Genomic DNA, 16,385 nt, shown 5'->3' with positions numbered 1-16,385 from the left:
TAAAATGTTTGAAAACGAGGAGCTGATCAAATTTTACACTGATATTCAGGAAGAAATAAAATTTTCTTTATTAACAGAAGAAGAGGGAGCCAACCCGGAACAAATTTTTACTGATGTTGCATTAACGATGCTATCGGATGCAGGTGAAACTGAAAATTACAGAATATGTTATGATGAAAAATTAAGTAAAAGAGGAGTAGAACATAAATTAAATGCTTATGCTCTCTCCGAAAATTATGAGACTCTGGATCTTTTCATAACAATTTATAATGTGGATTCAAAGATTGAAACAATTGCAAAAGCAGATGCAGATAAGGCATTGACTAAATTATCAAAATTTTTTCACAATTCATTCAACAAATTATATGTAAATGAAATAGAGGAGAGTTCTGAAATATTTGATCTGGCAAATACACTTTCAAACCTTCCTGAGATTCAAGAAAACCTCGTCAGAATCAATGCTTTTCTTATTACCAATCATGAATTTAAAACTGATTATAAAACTTCTAAGAAAGTTGCAGGATATCCGATATTTTATCGGGTAATTGATATTAACTATCTTTTCAATTTGTCTGAGAAATCAAGAATTCCCATTGAAATAGATTTTCAGAAATTGAGTATTCCTCTACTCTGTATAAGCAGCAATGTTGAACTGGAAGGTTATCAGTCATACCTCTCCATAATTCCGGGTACTGTTTTGGCTCATATTTATGAATCGTATGGCTTAAGGCTATTGGAACAAAATGTCCGTTCATCTCTACAGTTTACGGGTAAAATAAATCAAGGAATAAGAAATACTATTTTAACTGAACCTCATATGTTTCTTGCATTTAATAATGGTATTGCAGCCACAGCAGAAGAAGTCAGATGCATTGATCTGCCAGATGGTCAAGGTAAAGCAATTTCTTTTATTAAAGATTTTCAGATTGTAAATGGTGGACAGACTACTGCGGCAATTTATCATGCCTCGAAAAAATACAATGCAAAAATCACTGATATTTACGTTCAGATGAAACTTACAACAATAAAAAATACTGATAAATTTGCTGAAACAGTCGGGAGAATTGCTGAATACGCAAATACGCAAAACAAGGTATCAGTTTCAGACTTAAGCTCAAATAAAGAAAGTCTTATTATGCTTGAGCACCTTTCCAGAACGATCTGGGCGCCACCCAAAACAGGTGAATCGGTACAGACCAGATGGTTTTTCGAAAGGGCCAGAGGACAATACAAAAATGAGCGAATCAGACAAGGCTTTACACCTTCGAAACGTAAATCTTTTGATTTAAAAAATCCAAGAAACCAAATGTTTACAAAGGAGCAGTTAGCCAAATACATTAACAGTTATCAGGAAATATACAAAAATAATAAATTACTTGTTGGTCCACATCATGTTGTTCTCGGCAGTCAAAAAAATTATGCTCAGTTTTTACTGCACAATTTCCCGGAAAAACCAGATGAAATTTATTTTCAGGATACCGTATCTAAAGCAATCATCTTTAAAACAGCAGAAAAGGTATATGGTGTAAGTCCGGATTCTATTGGAGACATGAGATATATCACTGTCCCTTATTCGATTGCTTGGTTAACTCAAAAAATATCAAATAAACTGGATTTATACTTTATCTGGAAAAACCAATCTCTATCAGATGATTTCAACAATCTGCTTTATGATTTGATGTCTCAGGCAGACAGATTTATAAGAGAAAATGCACCCGGTGCATTGTACGGTGAATGGGCCAAGAAAAAAGAATGCTGGCTTGTAGTCAAAGATCAGGCCTTCGATGTAGATTTAGCTCTGATTAACAAATATTTAAAAAAAGAGGAAAGTGATTCAATCCACAGTGGTGATCAACAAAATATTGATACGTTATTAAGGCAGAAAAAATTACAAGAAATCAAAGAGCTTGGTGCGGAAAACTGGAAAACAATTTTTTTATGGTGCAAAAACAATGATTCCTTTCCATTGTTTTATACAAATTTGGCACACACTATAGGTCGAAAGCTACGCGATTCGATTACTCTGACACACAGAGAAATCTGTGGTGGATCGATGCTGCTTGAAGAAATAGCAAAGAAAAGCAGTTTGTTACAGGATATTTATGAAATGTAAAACTCTGAGTGCATATAAAACCGCATTAACACGGATGCTGAAGCTCTCCGTGATTTCATGTTTTGAACAGTATCACAACTTTTATCTTTTATCAAGTTAAAGTTTCCTGAATGGTTGCGCCGGTTATGCCGGGCATGCATGCTATGATGCTTGGGAGTGGATGTCCCCTGTCCAGGCAGATGAGGCCGAAGAACAAGAGAAATCACAAGGGCATCATCGTGAGATAGTGTCTGGAGAAAGGGCGATTGAAAAAAAATAATTTTAAAACATCAATTTTTTATCCTTTAGTTGTTACAGATAAATGAAGAAAAATATTCAAAAGAACCTTTTTCCTATTATTCTTGGTATTATCAAAGAATCGGTTATTCTAAAATATTTATTCGAATGATAAAGATTATGTCTAAATTACGAAGAAGGGAAAAGATACCAATTTCATTTAGTGTATGGTTTGGCTATTTTGTGGAGACAATATTTAAATCTTCCACCATTTTAAAATATCTTATATTCTTGGTGAGAAGGGTTAAATTATAACAAAGGCAAGTTGCGGCTATTAAAAGGTCGAAATCACCTATTACTATTTTAAGCTTTCTCAGTTTTCCCCGCTCTTTTCCGAAGATTTTACATATTTCATCTTCAAGTCCCAAGATTGAAACCCGGTTAGAAAATCTTCTAAAGCTTTTTTATCCCCTTCAGGATTCGTGGAATAATAAACACCCTCGTATAACTTGGCCAAAGAAATAACGCTCATAGCCAGCCCTTCTTTTCTGAGAGCCAAAAGCCTTTTAACTATCTCTCTTTGTCCATTGGGATAATGAATAATCCAATCGGTATCAATAAGATACAAAGGTGTCATGGTTTTGGTTCATTTCTGGTGGATGTAAGTCGGTCCTCATAAATATCTTTTATGAGTTTTTCAGCGTCAATAGTTTTCTTCCACCTTCCCGCCGATTTTTCAAATGCATCTTTTTTTCTTAGAGAAGGAATTTCGATTATTGTTCTAGTAATTTCCTTTCCTTCCGCAATGTCTAGTTTTTCCATTGGCTCAATTACCCCTTTGGAAAATCTGGCTTTAATTGTTTTTCCCATTTTTAACCTTCTTTTTTAAATTTGAGATCATACTTTCCGTAATGCTTTTGTACATACATAGGTAAGAATTTCTTGTTAGAAGTTGATCTCTATTTCCTGACTCTTAGTCTTCCATCTTTATAAACACAAAATTTCTTTATCAGAGAGGCGTGGGTCTATATCCCTAACACTTTTTGTATCATATCCCTGATTTACGAGCCATTTTTCTATCTTTTTTCCTACCCCTACATCAACTAAGAATTTTAAGTTTTTTTATTCCACCTTTAAGTACCAGTACCAACTTCAAACACTTGTTCTTCACTTACTAATTCAGCCGCATAAAGTAAAACGGCTTGAATATCTTCAGGCTCTAATTCAGGGTAATCTTCAAGCAGTTCCTGTACCGTAATTCCAGCAGCTAATGCCTTCAAGATTTGTTCGACAGTAATTCTTAACCCTCTGATAGTTGGTTTACCAATCATTACTTCTGGATTAATGGTAATTCTATCAAGTAATTGTTTGGAATCCATCTTTCCTTCCTTCTTTCATTGCTTTTTGTGTAAATAGTTTGAGTGCATTTTAACCTTAATTTTAGTTAGTAATTTACCAAATTATATACCCTTTTAGACCGTATTTCACCTTGTTTTCCCATTTTATATAAGATCACTTAAACATTTATATTCTACTGTAGTCAATTGTAATCAAAACGTAGTCAACTCCATCGGAATGAGCAGGAATACACAGGAATCAGCAAGAAATGAATTTATATCATAAGATATTTTACTGCAAAATATTATAGTCATAAGAGACACCCTTCCAGCCACTTATAAAAAATGGTAAAAATGCCCGTTTTCACAACATCATATAGGGGTCAACATCAACCATAGCTTGCACACCTTTTGAAGATTTTAGCATATCTGCAATGCCTTGAAGGGTATGGTGAATGCTATCGTAGTTCTGTGCCTTTAGTAAAAGATGCCACCGGAACATATTATTGATTTTCGTTAGAGGTGTTGGTGATGGTCCGAGGATTTCCAGGCAATTGCCATTCGCTTTTACCATCTCTTTTAATGTATTGGCAACCAGAGATGCTTTCTCCTTCACTTTCTCCTCATTTGGACTCCGGAATACAATCCTGGTTAATTTTCCAAAAGGAGGGTAGTTCAATGGTTTTCTATATCCCAATTCTTTTTCTGCAAATCCATCATAATCGTGTGCAGCAGCATAGGTAATACTGTAATGCTGAGGGTTAAAAGATTGTACTACAACGCGTCCTCCCTTTGGTCCTCTCCCTGTGCGGCCGGCAACTTGTGAGATAAGTTGAAAAGTCCGTTCACTTGCCCGGAAATCGGGCAGGTTGAGTACCGTATCTGCCGAGATTACACCGACTAAGGTGACATTGGGAAAGTCTAACCCTTTTGCTATCATCTGTGTACCGAGTAATATTTGAATTTCTCCCCGTTCAAATGCGGTTAAAGCCTTTTCGTGTGCGCCCCGCACACGCATGGAGTCACTATCCATCCGTATGATTTTATAATGAGGGAATTTCGCTATAATCTCATCCTCAATTTTTTCTGTCCCAAAACCCCGATAGTTTATGTGGCTGGCCAGGCAATCCGGACATGACTCCGGCGGGGTTGCTTCTGCATGACAATAATGGCATAGGGTGATATGTAACTTTTTATGAAAAGTTACAGGAATATCACATTGGTGGCATTTTAATACAAATCCACACCGTTTACAATGGATATATGGTGCAAATCCTCTGCGATTCAGAAACAGGATTACCTGCTCATTCCTTGCCAGGGTCTGGTTCATATAATATTCCAGCCGTTGGGAAATAATACGATACCTTTTGCGTTTACAAACTTCTTCACGCATGTCTACAATCTCGACAGAAGGAAGTTGTCGATCTCCAATTCTCTTGGGAAGAACAATTTTCTCATAATCTCCACATGATGCACGATAATAACTCTCAAGAGAAGGGGTGGCTGATCCCAGTATTACTAAGGCATTTTCATAGGTTGCTCTGAGAATCGCAATATCCCTTGCATGATAGCGCGGAGCGTTTTCCTGCTTATAGGTGTTCTCATGCTCTTCGTCAAGAATAATGAGTCCGATATTTTTTAAAGGGGCAAATATGGACGACCGTGCGCCAATTACGATATCTATCTTATTTTCTTTAATATCATTCCATTGCGAATGATGAAAGGTTCCCAGAAGATGGCTGTGCAGCACAGCTACATGGTTAAACCGCGCCCTTATTCTTTCGATGGTCTGAGAAGTAAGAGATATTTCGGGAACCAGGAATATAACTTTGCGATTTTGTCCAATTACTTTACTCATAGTTTGAAGATAGATTTCTGTCTTTCCACTTCCGGTAATACCATGAAGCAGGATAACACCTGGCATGGGCTGTGTGAGCTTTTTGTTAATTTTATCGAATGCATCCTGCTGTTCCTGGGTGAAAGTTAAATGTTGCTGCAATAAGGCAATATCAACGGGTGGATTTTCTGCCTCCAGGAGTTTTCTTTTCACAATAATAAGGCCTTTTTTCTCCAGTTGGCGAAGGCCCTGCATTTGACAGCCGCTGATACGGCTCAGTTCTTTAGCGCTTATTTCACCTGAGAATTCTCTGAGAATTTCCAACGCCCTGGCCTGTTTCGGCGCACGTGTCTTTATTTCTGAGAGGGTTGTATGGTCAAGCATTGGGATATGATCGGCGCCTTTAATAAAGATATTCCATTTCTCTTTTACCCTGCTCCGTACAACGGGCGGGATAACAGCATATATAGCTTCTCCCCATCCACAGCAATAATGGGATGATAACCATTGAGTGACCTGAAGCATGCCATTATCAATGAGCGGAGCTGTATCCAGCACGCTTATGATATCTTTCATAGTGTAAGGAAGAGGGGTATTAGCAAACCCGACACAAATACCGGTAACTATTTTATTACTAAAAGGTATTTTTACCCGCATACCTGTGGTGAGATTTTCTTTGAGACCCGGAGGTATATTGTAATGAAATACCCTGTTTAGGGGAATATTGATAACTACTTCTGCATATGATGTATCTAACTGCTGATTTGGGGATACGAATTGATTTTTTGATAGCATCAATTGAGTAGACCTATTGTGTAGTTAAACGGGTAAAGGTGGGGATGCTACCATAAATAATGGTACGATGTCAAGGTAGATACTAACGTGAGTTATTTGAAAAGATCGCTCAGTTTTCTACGGAAAGATATGTAAAATATGAGCAGGAATTTGCTTACAATTTATTGAATGATTTTTCCGAATCCAGGGATAAAGAGAATGAAAAATTCCTCTCAAAAATATCAAAATATTTTTCATAAGAGGCTAAAAGTGTATTCCCTTGACATTCGCTAGCCTGTTTTTTATAATCTTGTAAGAGCTTATTTCTCAACGAATTCGGAGGATTTTTACCAAAAATTTTATGGAAAATTTAAATACAGGTTCCAATACTTGCCTCGTTGGATTGCAATGGGGTGACGAGGGCAAGGGTAAAATCGTTGATATACTTACAGAATCATTCGATATAATCGTAAGATACCAGGGAGGCAGCAATGCAGGCCATACCGTTGTTGTAAATAGTGAAAAATTCATATTACATCTCATTCCTTCCGGAATCCTCAGAAAAAACAAATATTGTGTCATTGGTAGTGGCGTAGTCCTGGATCCCCGCCAACTATTAGAAGAAATTGCGGAGTTAAGAGAAAAAAATATTGAGATAAATGATAATCTCCGTATTAGTGAAATAGCACATGTAGTATTTCCTTATCATAAGAAACTGGATGAACTTTCTGAAAGTGAAAAAGGAGATGAAAAGATTGGTACTACCCGCAGGGGAATTGGACCATGCTATACCGATAAAATGGGCCGTAATGGTATACGGGTATCAGATCTTTTCCACCCTGAGCACTTTAAACAGAGACTTAAAAAAGTAGTAGAGGATAAAAATAAGATATTTATTCGCTTGTTTGACGCCGACCCGCTATCATGGAAAGATATTTATGATGAATATTGTGAGTATGCAGAGCAGATGAGACCTTTTGTATGTAATACGGTAACATTTATGGACGATGCCATAAAGGCTAAGAAAAAGATATTATTTGAAGGTGCTCAGGGTTCAATGCTTGATGTAGATTTTGGTACCTATCCCTTTATTACATCATCATCTGTTATTGCAGGAGGTGCATCAACCGGTGTGGGTGTTTGTCCGAAGCAGATTCATAAAATCCTCGGTATAATGAAATCGTATACAACAAGGGTTGGAAGTGGTCCCTTCCCTTCCGAATTAAACGATACATTGGGAGAACACTTAAGGGAAAAAGGCGGCGAGTATGGCGCTACTACAGGCAGACCCCGGCGTTGCGGCTGGTTCGATGCTGTTGCCGTAAAACATGCGGTAATGATAAATGGTGTGGATAGTGCTGTCCTGACAAAGCTGGATGTCTTAGATGAACAAAAGACTATTAAGATATGCGTTGGCTACCGGTTTGGTGATAAGGTATATGATCTGTTTCCAGCAGATCTGGTAGCGCGTCCGGAGTGCCAGCCGGTGTATAAAGAAGTGCCGGGCTGGGAAAAGGATACATCCCGAATGCGTAATATACATGATATTCCGCTTCAGGCAAAAAATTATATACATACCCTTGAAAAGATCTTAGGTATCAGGATTGAAATGCTTTCTGTTGGTCCGGATCGTGGTCAGGTTGTGAGTCTTCTATGATTGAAAATGGATGTTTACCCTCGCATATTGCAATCATTATGGATGGGAACGGACGATGGGCAAGACAGCAGGGATTTGCCAGATTTCGGGGGCATAAACAAGGGGCTGAGTCTGTCCGTGAAATAACACGTGAGTGTTCAAAAAAACAGATAAAGCAGCTTACGCTGTATGCATTTTCTCAGGAAAACTGGAGAAGGCCGCAACGGGAGATTAATCTGTTAATGGGCCTTCTTAAGAATTATCTTGTTAACGAGCGAAAAGAGATTAAAGAGAATAATATACGCTTAACGGCTATTGGCCGGATATATGGATTACCGGAGGATGTACAAAGGGAACTTACCATTTCCATAGAAGAAAGCAAAAATAACACGGGGATGGTTCTTTGTCTTGCGCTTAATTATGGAGGACGTTCTGAGATTGTAGATGCGGCAAAAAATATTGCGGAAAGTGTTAAATTGGGAAAGATAACTACAGAAGAGATCACGGAGGAAATCTTCAAAAAATACTTATATACTTGCGATATGGCCGATCCGGATTTACTGATAAGAACAGGCGGTGAGATGCGAGTAAGCAACTTCCTGTTGTGGGAGATTTCATACACAGAACTTTGGGTTACACCGGTCTGCTGGCCTGATTTTAAGAAAGTACATCTTGAAGAGGCAATTTATGATTATGCGCATCGGGAACGCCGGTTTGGTGGATTGCGGGCGTGAGTACACTTAAGACAAGAATCATACTTGGTATCGTGATGTTTGGAATGTTCTTTGGCATTCTGTGCTTCGATGTAATATTTCATACTGATATAGGATTTGGTTGTCTGGCTATCCTGGCGGGAGCTATTAGTTTATATGAGTTTTACACTATTGCGGGTAAAAGCGGTTTCTCTCCATTCCGGATATCTGGTATTGGCATTGGCGGATGGCTATTTGCAGTATACTGGTTATCCCTGCGCAAAAATACTGGAATTGATCCCTGTTTTTTCAGGCAAGAAGTCCTTATTATACTTATCTTTTGGCTATTTTTACTCCAGGCTATTACTCATGGTACAAAAGATGCTATTAAAAATATTTCAGTAACGATATTTGGTATTTTCTATATATTTTTCCTTTTAAGTTTTGCCATTGCTATACGTCATCTTCACCAGGGTATTTGCATAGTAATTATGGTTTTGTTAATATCTAAATTTGGTGACGCAGGAGGTTATCTTTTAGGCCGAAAGTATGGCAAGCATAAGCTCGTGAAGTCTATCAGTCCAAATAAGACGATCGAAGGCGCCTGTTTCTCCCTTTTATGTAGTGTTCTTATTGCAGTAATTTTTAATCTCATTCCTCAAATTAAGGTAATTGATCTGCCGTGGTCAATCCTGTTTGGAATCGTAATAGGTTGTTCAGCCATATTGGGTGATCTGGCAGAATCCCTTATTAAAAGGGATGTTAATGCGAAAGATGCAAGTAACCTGGTACCTGCCTTTGGTGGTATACTGGATATTATTGACTGTTTACTGGTTAGTATGCCAGTTGCATATTATTTCTTCGTGTTTTTTAAGTTTGTTTCGTATGAACCAAAAGGTTAAAACACAAAATTATTTTACTGATAAGGAGGATTATTAAGAACCATTGACACATCAAAACACCGTTATTGTACAAAATGATACAGAGGCATCTATATTATATGGTAGTCATGACCGATATCTTCGTCTCGTTAGAGACGCTTTTCAGGTGCAATTAGTAGCCCGCCGTGGATTACTGAAACTGGAGGGAGAAAAAGAACAGGTCGATACAAGTAGAGAGGTATTAAATAAATTGCTGGAAATTGTTCGTTCTACGGGAAGATTAGATTTAGAAGATGTGGAACAAGCCATCGTAGATGCAAAGAGTGATGCAGGTGAAGAAACTACCCAGGTTATCGATGTCTTCCTGAAAGGTATTTTTATAAAACCAAAGACGGAAGGTCAGGCGAAATACATAGAAGCCATTAAAAAAAATGATTTGGTTTTTTGTATTGGCCCTGCCGGGACAGGAAAGACATATTTAGCAGTAGCTATGGCCCTTTCTTTTCTAAAAAGCGGACGTATAAGAAGGATCGTACTTGCCAGACCAGCAGTTGAAGCGGGTGAAAAACTTGGATATTTACCTGGCGATATCAAGGCTAAGGTAAATCCGTATTTACGGCCACTCTACGATGCAATAGCAGATATGATGGATGTCGGACACGTTAAAAAATATCTGGAAAGTGATATCATAGAGATTCTGCCGCTTGCTTATATGCGGGGGAGAACACTGAATGACTCTTTTATTATTCTTGATGAAGCACAAAACTGCACCGTGAAGCAAATGAAGACTTTTCTAACGAGACTCGGTATGAGATCAAGGGTTGTTGTAACAGGGGATATTACCCAGGTTGACTTGCCTGCAGGAGAGATGTCTGGCTTAATTGATGTGCAAGAGAGGCTCATGAATATCCAGAATATCTCTTTTGTGTATTTAACCAAATCTGATATTGTCCGTCACAAACTGGTTCAAGACATTGTTGACGCATATGAGATGTAATAGTTACCACTATGATGAAACTGGAAATTATAGACCTGCAGGATCTCTATCCTATCAATAAAAGTTGGGTAAAAAGACTTTTAAAAGCCATTCTGAAAATGGAAGGAAAGAATGCAGAACTTAACATGGTCTTTGTTGATAATAAAAGAATAAAAGAGATTAACAAGGCATTCCTGGGACATAATTATGCTACTGATGTGCTTAGTTTTGCTTATGATGAACCTTTCCTCTCCAGGAATAGTCTGACGCCATATAGTCAGAGTAAAACGAATCACCGTATACCTTCAGGCGAAAAGGAAAAGAATCTTTTATCAGATGATACTATCATAGGTGAAATAATAATCTCTGTTGAAATGGCTAAAAAAATAGCCCAAAAGCACAGATATGCAGTTGAAGGAGAAATTGCCCTTTATCTCATTCACGGATTACTTCACCTGCTTGGATACGATGACAAGCAAAAAAAAGAGGCAAAAGAAATGCATCGAAGAGAAAAAGAATTACTTCTGAATTTTGGCTATAGTATTCCTGTACCTCATTAAAAATTTTTCTATAAAGAAGTTTGTTTTCATAAACTATGTCTGTCTTAAAAACAGAGGCAATTGCACTGGGAAGGACAGATTACAGTAATTCCAGTCAAATAATTACTTTCTATACGCGTGACTACGGAAAGATCCGTGCCCTTGCTAAGGGATTCAAGCGTTCATCGGGAAAGTACAGCTCGAAGGCAATTGATCTTTTAACGTACTATCAAATCCTCTTTATCAGGAAAGAGCATACATCGCTTCATCTCCTTACAGACGCTATTTTACGCGATAATTATCCGTTGTTTCGGAGTAATCTGGATAAATACTATAAGGCTTCGTATATAGCGGAGCTTTTAAATGAATTTACTGAGGAAAGCGATCCCAGTGAACAACTTTTTGATATTTGCTTAAATACATTAATTGGCATATCCGTTGATGAAGATACTACCATACGATTGTTAGCCTTCGAATTGAAAATGTTGAGGATTTTAGGCTATCTGCCAGAATTGGGATATTGTGTAAATTGTAAAAATAGCATTGAGCAAATATCTGAAGTGCATTTTGATGCAAAAGAAGGAGGAGTCTTATGCAGGAAATGCCAGGGAAGATCTAAGAATGGGATTGTTATTCCTACCGGCGCTGTTCTCATTGCCGGCCGGTTAGTGAACTTCACCCTGCAAAGGCTGGAGCGTATCAGAATACAATCATCTATTTGTATTGAAATAGAAAAGATGCTGAGATATTATATCACTTTTGTACTGAATAAGGAGTTAAATTCCTGGAAATACATGAGTCTTTATTAAAGATATTTGTATGAATAAGAGGATGAAACTACACTATATTCTTTCTGTAGTATGCATTGTAAAATGTATAATGGCAACACCTTCCTATGGGAAATGGGTATGGAATAAAGAGACAGGCTGGATGGAATCTCCTTCAACAGCGATTACTACCCTGGAACAACGGTATAGGTATGCGCTTTCTCTTCTCGTAGAACAAAAATACGTTAATGCAGTAAAAGAATTTGAATCTATTATTAAGGCTGAACCTGCCTCTGAATATGCAGAGGTTGCTCAAATAAATATTGGATGGGCCTACTTTCTCAATGGCGATTACAAAAGGGCGCTAAAGGCTTATGAGAAGGTATTGCAGAAATATCCTGGTACGAAAAGGACAAAAGAAATACTTGAAAAAGAATATCAAGTGGGTGTTGCTCAAATGGATACGAATGAAGAGGCAGCTATAGCAGTTTTTGAAAAGATTATCGAAAAGCATCCGCTCGGACCTGTAGCTCCTGATGCACAGGTTAAAATTGCAGATTCTTACTTTAAACTTGGCCAATATGAGGAAGCTCTTGATGCCTATGAGAAATTTTTGGAAAATTATCCGAAAAATGAATGGATTCCTTATGTGCAATATCAAATACCTCTTACAAAAGTGCACCATGAGAAACTGCAGGAGCGTAATTATGGTCTCCTCATCTCTGCGCGAGAGGGTTTTGAAGAATATTTAATCTCAAATCCACACGGTGTGCATGTAGGGGATGCAAAGAGGATGATTGAAGAGATAAGAACTATCGAGGCAGAACGAGAATTCAACATTGGAGATTTTTATTTAAGAGTCAAGAGGCCTGCTTCTGCCGCTATGTACTTTGAGTTTGTGATAAACGATTTTCCCGGTACCATTTGGGCAGAGAGAGCAAGTGAAAGATTAGAATTCCTAAGAATGATAGAAGCTATAAAATAAAAGGGAAATGATACGATAAAATGATTATGGTAAGCTATTTCTTTACGCAAAAATTTTTTATGTTCCCGTTGCCGGTGAAGCCAAACGTTATTTTAAACTCCTGTAAGATATCCATGTATTCCATTGCCTTATTGTTACTGTTTGTTATTCCGATGGGAGGATGCGGTTATTCGTCAAAATCGTTACTCCGTTCCAATGTTCGGAGTGTCTATATTCCAATCTTTGATAATGATACCTTCCGCAGAGGATTTGAGTTTGATCTTACGAAGGCCATACGTGATCAAATACTAATGAGAACTCCCCTGAATATCGTAAATAAAGATGAGGCAGATTCTGTCTTGTTTGGAAAGATTACGAATGTGTATGAGAATGTATTAATCGAAGATACGAGGGATAATATAGTCGAGAGCAGGGTTACTATCGGATTAGAAATCCGGTGGGTTGATAAGAGGACAGGAAGGGTTATTGTTGAGCGAAAAAATATCCACGCACCGGCAGAATTTATTGTTCGTAGAAATGAAACACTTACTTCTGCAAGTAATGAAGCGTTTGTGAGAGTTGCCCGGAGTGTTGTGGAAGCGATGCAAGAGGATTGGTAATAATGCGGGAGGTAGCTATTTTAAATATTCCGAGAATAGTTGGATATAGTTATTTAGAGGGAGTAACATGCGAAATACAAAACACGAATAAGGCAGGTAAAGATAAACAACAACCAGAACAGAATGAGTCTTATGTGTTGAAGTTTGATCGTCTCTCTCCCCATGCATATAAATTGCTAAAAAGCAAATCATTATGCAATAACTCCACGTCCCTGTTTGACCACTCAAACAAACTATTATATATTACCCGCAGACAGCTTGAGTATATTATGTCTTGCGATACAGAACAATCAGATGAATCAATTGAACATGCTATCGTGGATACTATTGATAATTTTAAAAAAGAATTCTTCGATATATCGCATCCTCATGGTATGTTACATCTTGGCAATAAAACACACGTTATGGGAATTCTCAACGTAACCCCAGATTCATTCTATGATGGTAAACGGTATACTATGCTGCAAGATGCGATTAGCCGTGCGCATAAAATGGTGGAAGAAGGGGCTGATATTATCGATGTTGGCGGTGAATCCACAAGACCCGGCGCCGATCCTCTCTCAGTGGCAGAAGAAATAAAAAGGGTAATCCCCGTTATAAAAGAATTATCAAAACAAATCCGTAAACCTATTTCTATCGATACCTATAAAGCAAAAGTTGCCGAGAAAGCAATTCATGCAGGGGCATCAATGATAAACGATATCGGCGGGTTGTTGAAGGATAAACAGATGGCAAAGATTGCTGCTGAAGCAAAAGTGCCCGTTGTCATTATGCATAAAAAGGGAACACCGAAGACTATGCAAAAATATCCCATACGGAAAAATTTATTATCGGAAATACTGTCGTATCTGAGGAGATCTGTTACTCTTGCAATTGATGCTGGAATAGAGAGGGATAAAATCATCTTAGATCCGGGTATTGGCTTCGGTAAGACATTGGAACACAATCTGGAGATATTGAAAAGGTTAAGAGAATTAAAAAGTATGGGATTGCCGCTCCTGGTTGGCACATCAAGAAAGAGGTTTATCGGTGCTGTTTTGAATGTTTCAGCTCAGGAAAGTTTATACGGAACACTTGCAACCCTGGCGGTCGCAGTTATGAACGGTGCCCACATTGTACGAGTGCATGATGTACATGAAGCTGTTCAAATAGTAACCATGTGTGATGCAATGAGAAATGTAAAAAATAAAACGTAATCCATCAAAACATCGATAAAGGTTTTCCATGCCTGGAAAAATAGTTGAATTGTTTGAAAATGTAAACGTCTGGATGGTAGGAAGGTCGCTTGGCGAGATATTTCTTATCTATATGGTAGTTTATGTTGTCCTGAGAATTATGCAGGGAACACGGGGTACAAGTGTGCTCAGGGGTTTGGCATTCATCATCGTCATGATTTCTGTTGGTGTACTATTTTTTGTCAGAAAATTACAACTCTATACAATCGATTGGCTTATAACAGAATTTGTCCCTGTATTCATCATTCCCATAATTATCCTTTTCCAGCCTGAATTCCGGCGAGCGCTGTTGCGGCTCGGTCAAAATCCCGTTTTCAAGGTATTTTTAAAACCAGGATACCAGGTAACGAACGAAATTATAAAGGCTATTGAGATTTTGTCTAAAGATAAAATTGGCGCATTAATTGCCATTGAAAGGGAAGTTGGCCTGGATAATTTTGTGGAAACGGGGACGAAGTTAAATGCAGATGTCTCGAGTGAATTAATACGTACTATATTTTGGTCTGGCTCGCCTTTACATGACGGGGCAATTATTATTCAGGAACAAAAGATAAGCGCCGCAGGCTGTTTACTTCCCCTTACCGAAAACACAGAATTATCGAAGAGCCTCGGTACTCGCCATAGGGCGGGCATAGGGCTTACCGAAGAGACCGATGCTATTGTTATTATTGTATCAGAAGAAACAGGTACGATCTCAACTGGGTTCAAAGGGGGGCTAAATCGGGGTAACGATGTAAAAGGGTTAAAGAAAATTCTCGATGAGCTATTTACCGAAAGATTTGGCGCCGCCAGGAGTGCTCAGGAATGATCAAAAAGATAATTACCGGTAATATTCTTACCAAGCTTATGGCTCTTGTTATGGCGGTTGCCCTTTGGCTTTATGCAATTAACCGGCATACAGGAGATGTAACAGAGGTAGTAAAACTGAACATCCTTGTTCCTGATGGCGTTGCGATAGTTGAACAAGGTGCAGAGGAGATTACTATACATCTTCGCGGTCCACAGAATATTATTGATGGTCTAACGAGCATGATAAAGGAACAAAAAATTCAGGCAACCTATACTATAGAGGAATCCCGTACCAAAATCGAAGACCAGGAGAAACAGACGATTCTTATATCACGGGAACATCTGAATATACCAAATGATGTTAAATTAATGGGTTTATATCCTGATAAAGTCGATGTAGTACTGAGCAAACTCCAACAGAAGAGATTAAAAGTCAATGTACAAAAGAAAGGCGAGCCTGCTATCGGATATAGTGTTGCGAATGAATTCGTATTTCCTTCTGAAATAGAAGTGACAGGGCCTCTTAACACATTAAAGGAGGCTTCTTCTATCAATACGGTTCCGATTGATATTGATGGGATTACGATAGAGCAAAATCGTACATTTCCATGGAGGATCGGAATTGATAAGAAAATAACAGTCACGAGGGGTGATAAGAATATTTCAGTGCCTGTCGAGTGTAAAGAGGATGTAAGGGTATGGTTGCAGATCGTGGAACAGCAAGATACAAAATTTTTTGAGAAGATAAAGATTAAAGTAATGAGTCCGGCAGATTATCCTTATGAGATTAAATTACAGGACGAATTTACGAATATAAAAGTAAAAGGTCCTAAACTTGTATTGGATAAACTGAACAATGAAAATATTTTGTTATATATAGACGTTACCTCTTTAAAACCACCAGGGCCTTATAAACAACCAATAAAATATGTTCTGCCTAAAAATGTTGAACTTTTTGATAAATTACCAGAGGCGCATTTAGACATTCGGGAAACTGTTCGTTAATCAG

General features: G+C 38.0%; 16 protein-coding genes. 12 read left to right on the top strand and 4 right to left on the bottom strand.

All coding sequences use genetic code 11. The annotated features are described in order from the left end of the window. Positions 1–4 precede the first annotated feature (4 nt). A complete protein-coding gene (locus FBQ94_RS00240; RefSeq protein ID WP_007221696.1) occupies positions 5–2,113 on the top strand; it encodes an AIPR family protein in 2,109 nt (702 codons plus the stop codon). Between the two features lie 589 nt (positions 2,114–2,702). On the opposite strand, the gene FBQ94_RS00235 is transcribed toward FBQ94_RS00240, so the two are convergent. The 4 genes from FBQ94_RS00235 to priA all read right to left on the bottom strand — a co-directional run bounded on the left by FBQ94_RS00235 (position 2,703) and on the right by priA (position 6,298). Then, positions 2,703–2,966, bottom strand: a complete 264-nt coding sequence (locus FBQ94_RS00235) for a type II toxin-antitoxin system VapC family toxin (protein ID WP_007221697.1) — start codon at positions 2,964–2,966, stop codon at positions 2,703–2,705. Next, on the bottom strand, positions 2,963–3,199 hold the full coding sequence (locus FBQ94_RS00230) for an antitoxin family protein (protein WP_007221698.1): 237 nt from the start codon (positions 3,197–3,199) through the stop codon (positions 2,963–2,965). The genes FBQ94_RS00235 and FBQ94_RS00230 overlap by 4 nt, the downstream gene beginning before the upstream one ends. Positions 3,200–3,462: 263 nt before the next feature. After that, complete coding sequence (locus FBQ94_RS00225) at positions 3,463–3,708, bottom strand: DUF433 domain-containing protein (protein WP_007221699.1); 246 nt, start codon at positions 3,706–3,708, stop codon at positions 3,463–3,465. A gap of 322 nt (positions 3,709–4,030) precedes the next feature. Next, positions 4,031–6,298: a replication restart helicase PriA gene (gene priA / locus FBQ94_RS00220; RefSeq protein ID WP_007221700.1), complete on the bottom strand. Its 2,268-nt coding sequence runs from the start codon at positions 6,296–6,298 to the stop codon at positions 4,031–4,033. 340 nt (positions 6,299–6,638) lie between these two features. Here priA and FBQ94_RS00215 point away from each other — a divergent pair, with 340 nt between their 5' ends. The 11 genes from FBQ94_RS00215 to FBQ94_RS00165 are packed head-to-tail and all read left to right on the top strand — an operon-like array spanning position 6,639 to position 16,381. Next, positions 6,639–7,934, top strand: a complete 1,296-nt coding sequence (locus tag FBQ94_RS00215; RefSeq protein ID WP_007221701.1) for an adenylosuccinate synthase — start codon at positions 6,639–6,641, stop codon at positions 7,932–7,934. Then, on the top strand, positions 7,931–8,647 hold the full coding sequence (uppS, locus tag FBQ94_RS00210) for an undecaprenyl pyrophosphate synthase (RefSeq protein ID WP_007221702.1): 717 nt from the start codon (positions 7,931–7,933) through the stop codon (positions 8,645–8,647). Before FBQ94_RS00215 ends, uppS begins: the two co-directional genes overlap by 4 nt. Then, positions 8,644–9,507 (top strand): phosphatidate cytidylyltransferase, encoded by an 864-nt coding sequence (locus tag FBQ94_RS00205; protein WP_040543687.1) that lies wholly within the window; start codon positions 8,644–8,646, stop codon positions 9,505–9,507. Before uppS ends, FBQ94_RS00205 begins: the two co-directional genes overlap by 4 nt. 43 nt (positions 9,508–9,550) lie before the next feature. Next, positions 9,551–10,483, top strand: a complete 933-nt coding sequence (locus FBQ94_RS00200; protein WP_285441913.1) for a PhoH family protein — start codon at positions 9,551–9,553, stop codon at positions 10,481–10,483. Between the two features lie 11 nt (positions 10,484–10,494). Beyond that, positions 10,495–11,022, top strand: a complete 528-nt coding sequence (ybeY, locus tag FBQ94_RS00195; protein WP_007221705.1) for an rRNA maturation RNase YbeY — start codon at positions 10,495–10,497, stop codon at positions 11,020–11,022. Positions 11,023–11,057: 35 nt separating this feature from the next. Further along, positions 11,058–11,810, top strand: coding sequence for a DNA repair protein RecO (gene recO / locus FBQ94_RS00190; RefSeq protein ID WP_007221706.1), 753 nt, complete (start codon positions 11,058–11,060; stop codon positions 11,808–11,810). 10 nt (positions 11,811–11,820) lie between these two features. Then, positions 11,821–12,753 (top strand): outer membrane protein assembly factor BamD, encoded by a 933-nt coding sequence (bamD, locus tag FBQ94_RS00185; protein WP_007221707.1) that lies wholly within the window; start codon positions 11,821–11,823, stop codon positions 12,751–12,753. A gap of 20 nt (positions 12,754–12,773) precedes the next feature. Further along, positions 12,774–13,352 (top strand): LptE family protein, encoded by a 579-nt coding sequence (locus FBQ94_RS00180; RefSeq protein ID WP_007221708.1) that lies wholly within the window; start codon positions 12,774–12,776, stop codon positions 13,350–13,352. 2 nt (positions 13,353–13,354) lie between these two features. Beyond that, positions 13,355–14,548 carry a dihydropteroate synthase gene (gene folP, locus FBQ94_RS00175; RefSeq protein ID WP_007221709.1) on the top strand — a complete coding sequence of 398 codons (1,194 nt, stop codon included), beginning with the start codon at positions 13,355–13,357 and terminating at the stop codon, positions 14,546–14,548. Between the two features lie 28 nt (positions 14,549–14,576). Next, the gene (gene cdaA, locus FBQ94_RS00170) at positions 14,577–15,395 is read left to right on the top strand and encodes a diadenylate cyclase CdaA (RefSeq protein ID WP_007221710.1); all 819 of its coding nucleotides are present in this window, start codon (positions 14,577–14,579) and stop codon (positions 15,393–15,395) included. Further along, positions 15,392–16,381: a CdaR family protein gene (locus FBQ94_RS00165; RefSeq protein WP_007221711.1), complete on the top strand. Its 990-nt coding sequence runs from the start codon at positions 15,392–15,394 to the stop codon at positions 16,379–16,381. Before cdaA ends, FBQ94_RS00165 begins: the two co-directional genes overlap by 4 nt. Positions 16,382–16,385: the final 4 nt, after the last annotated feature.

It is taken from the genome of Candidatus Jettenia sp. AMX1 (genome assembly GCF_030263775.1).
Taxonomy (GTDB): domain Bacteria; phylum Planctomycetota; class Brocadiia; order Brocadiales; family Brocadiaceae; genus Jettenia; species Jettenia caeni.
This window is presented reverse-complemented; position numbering and strand designations above follow the sequence as displayed.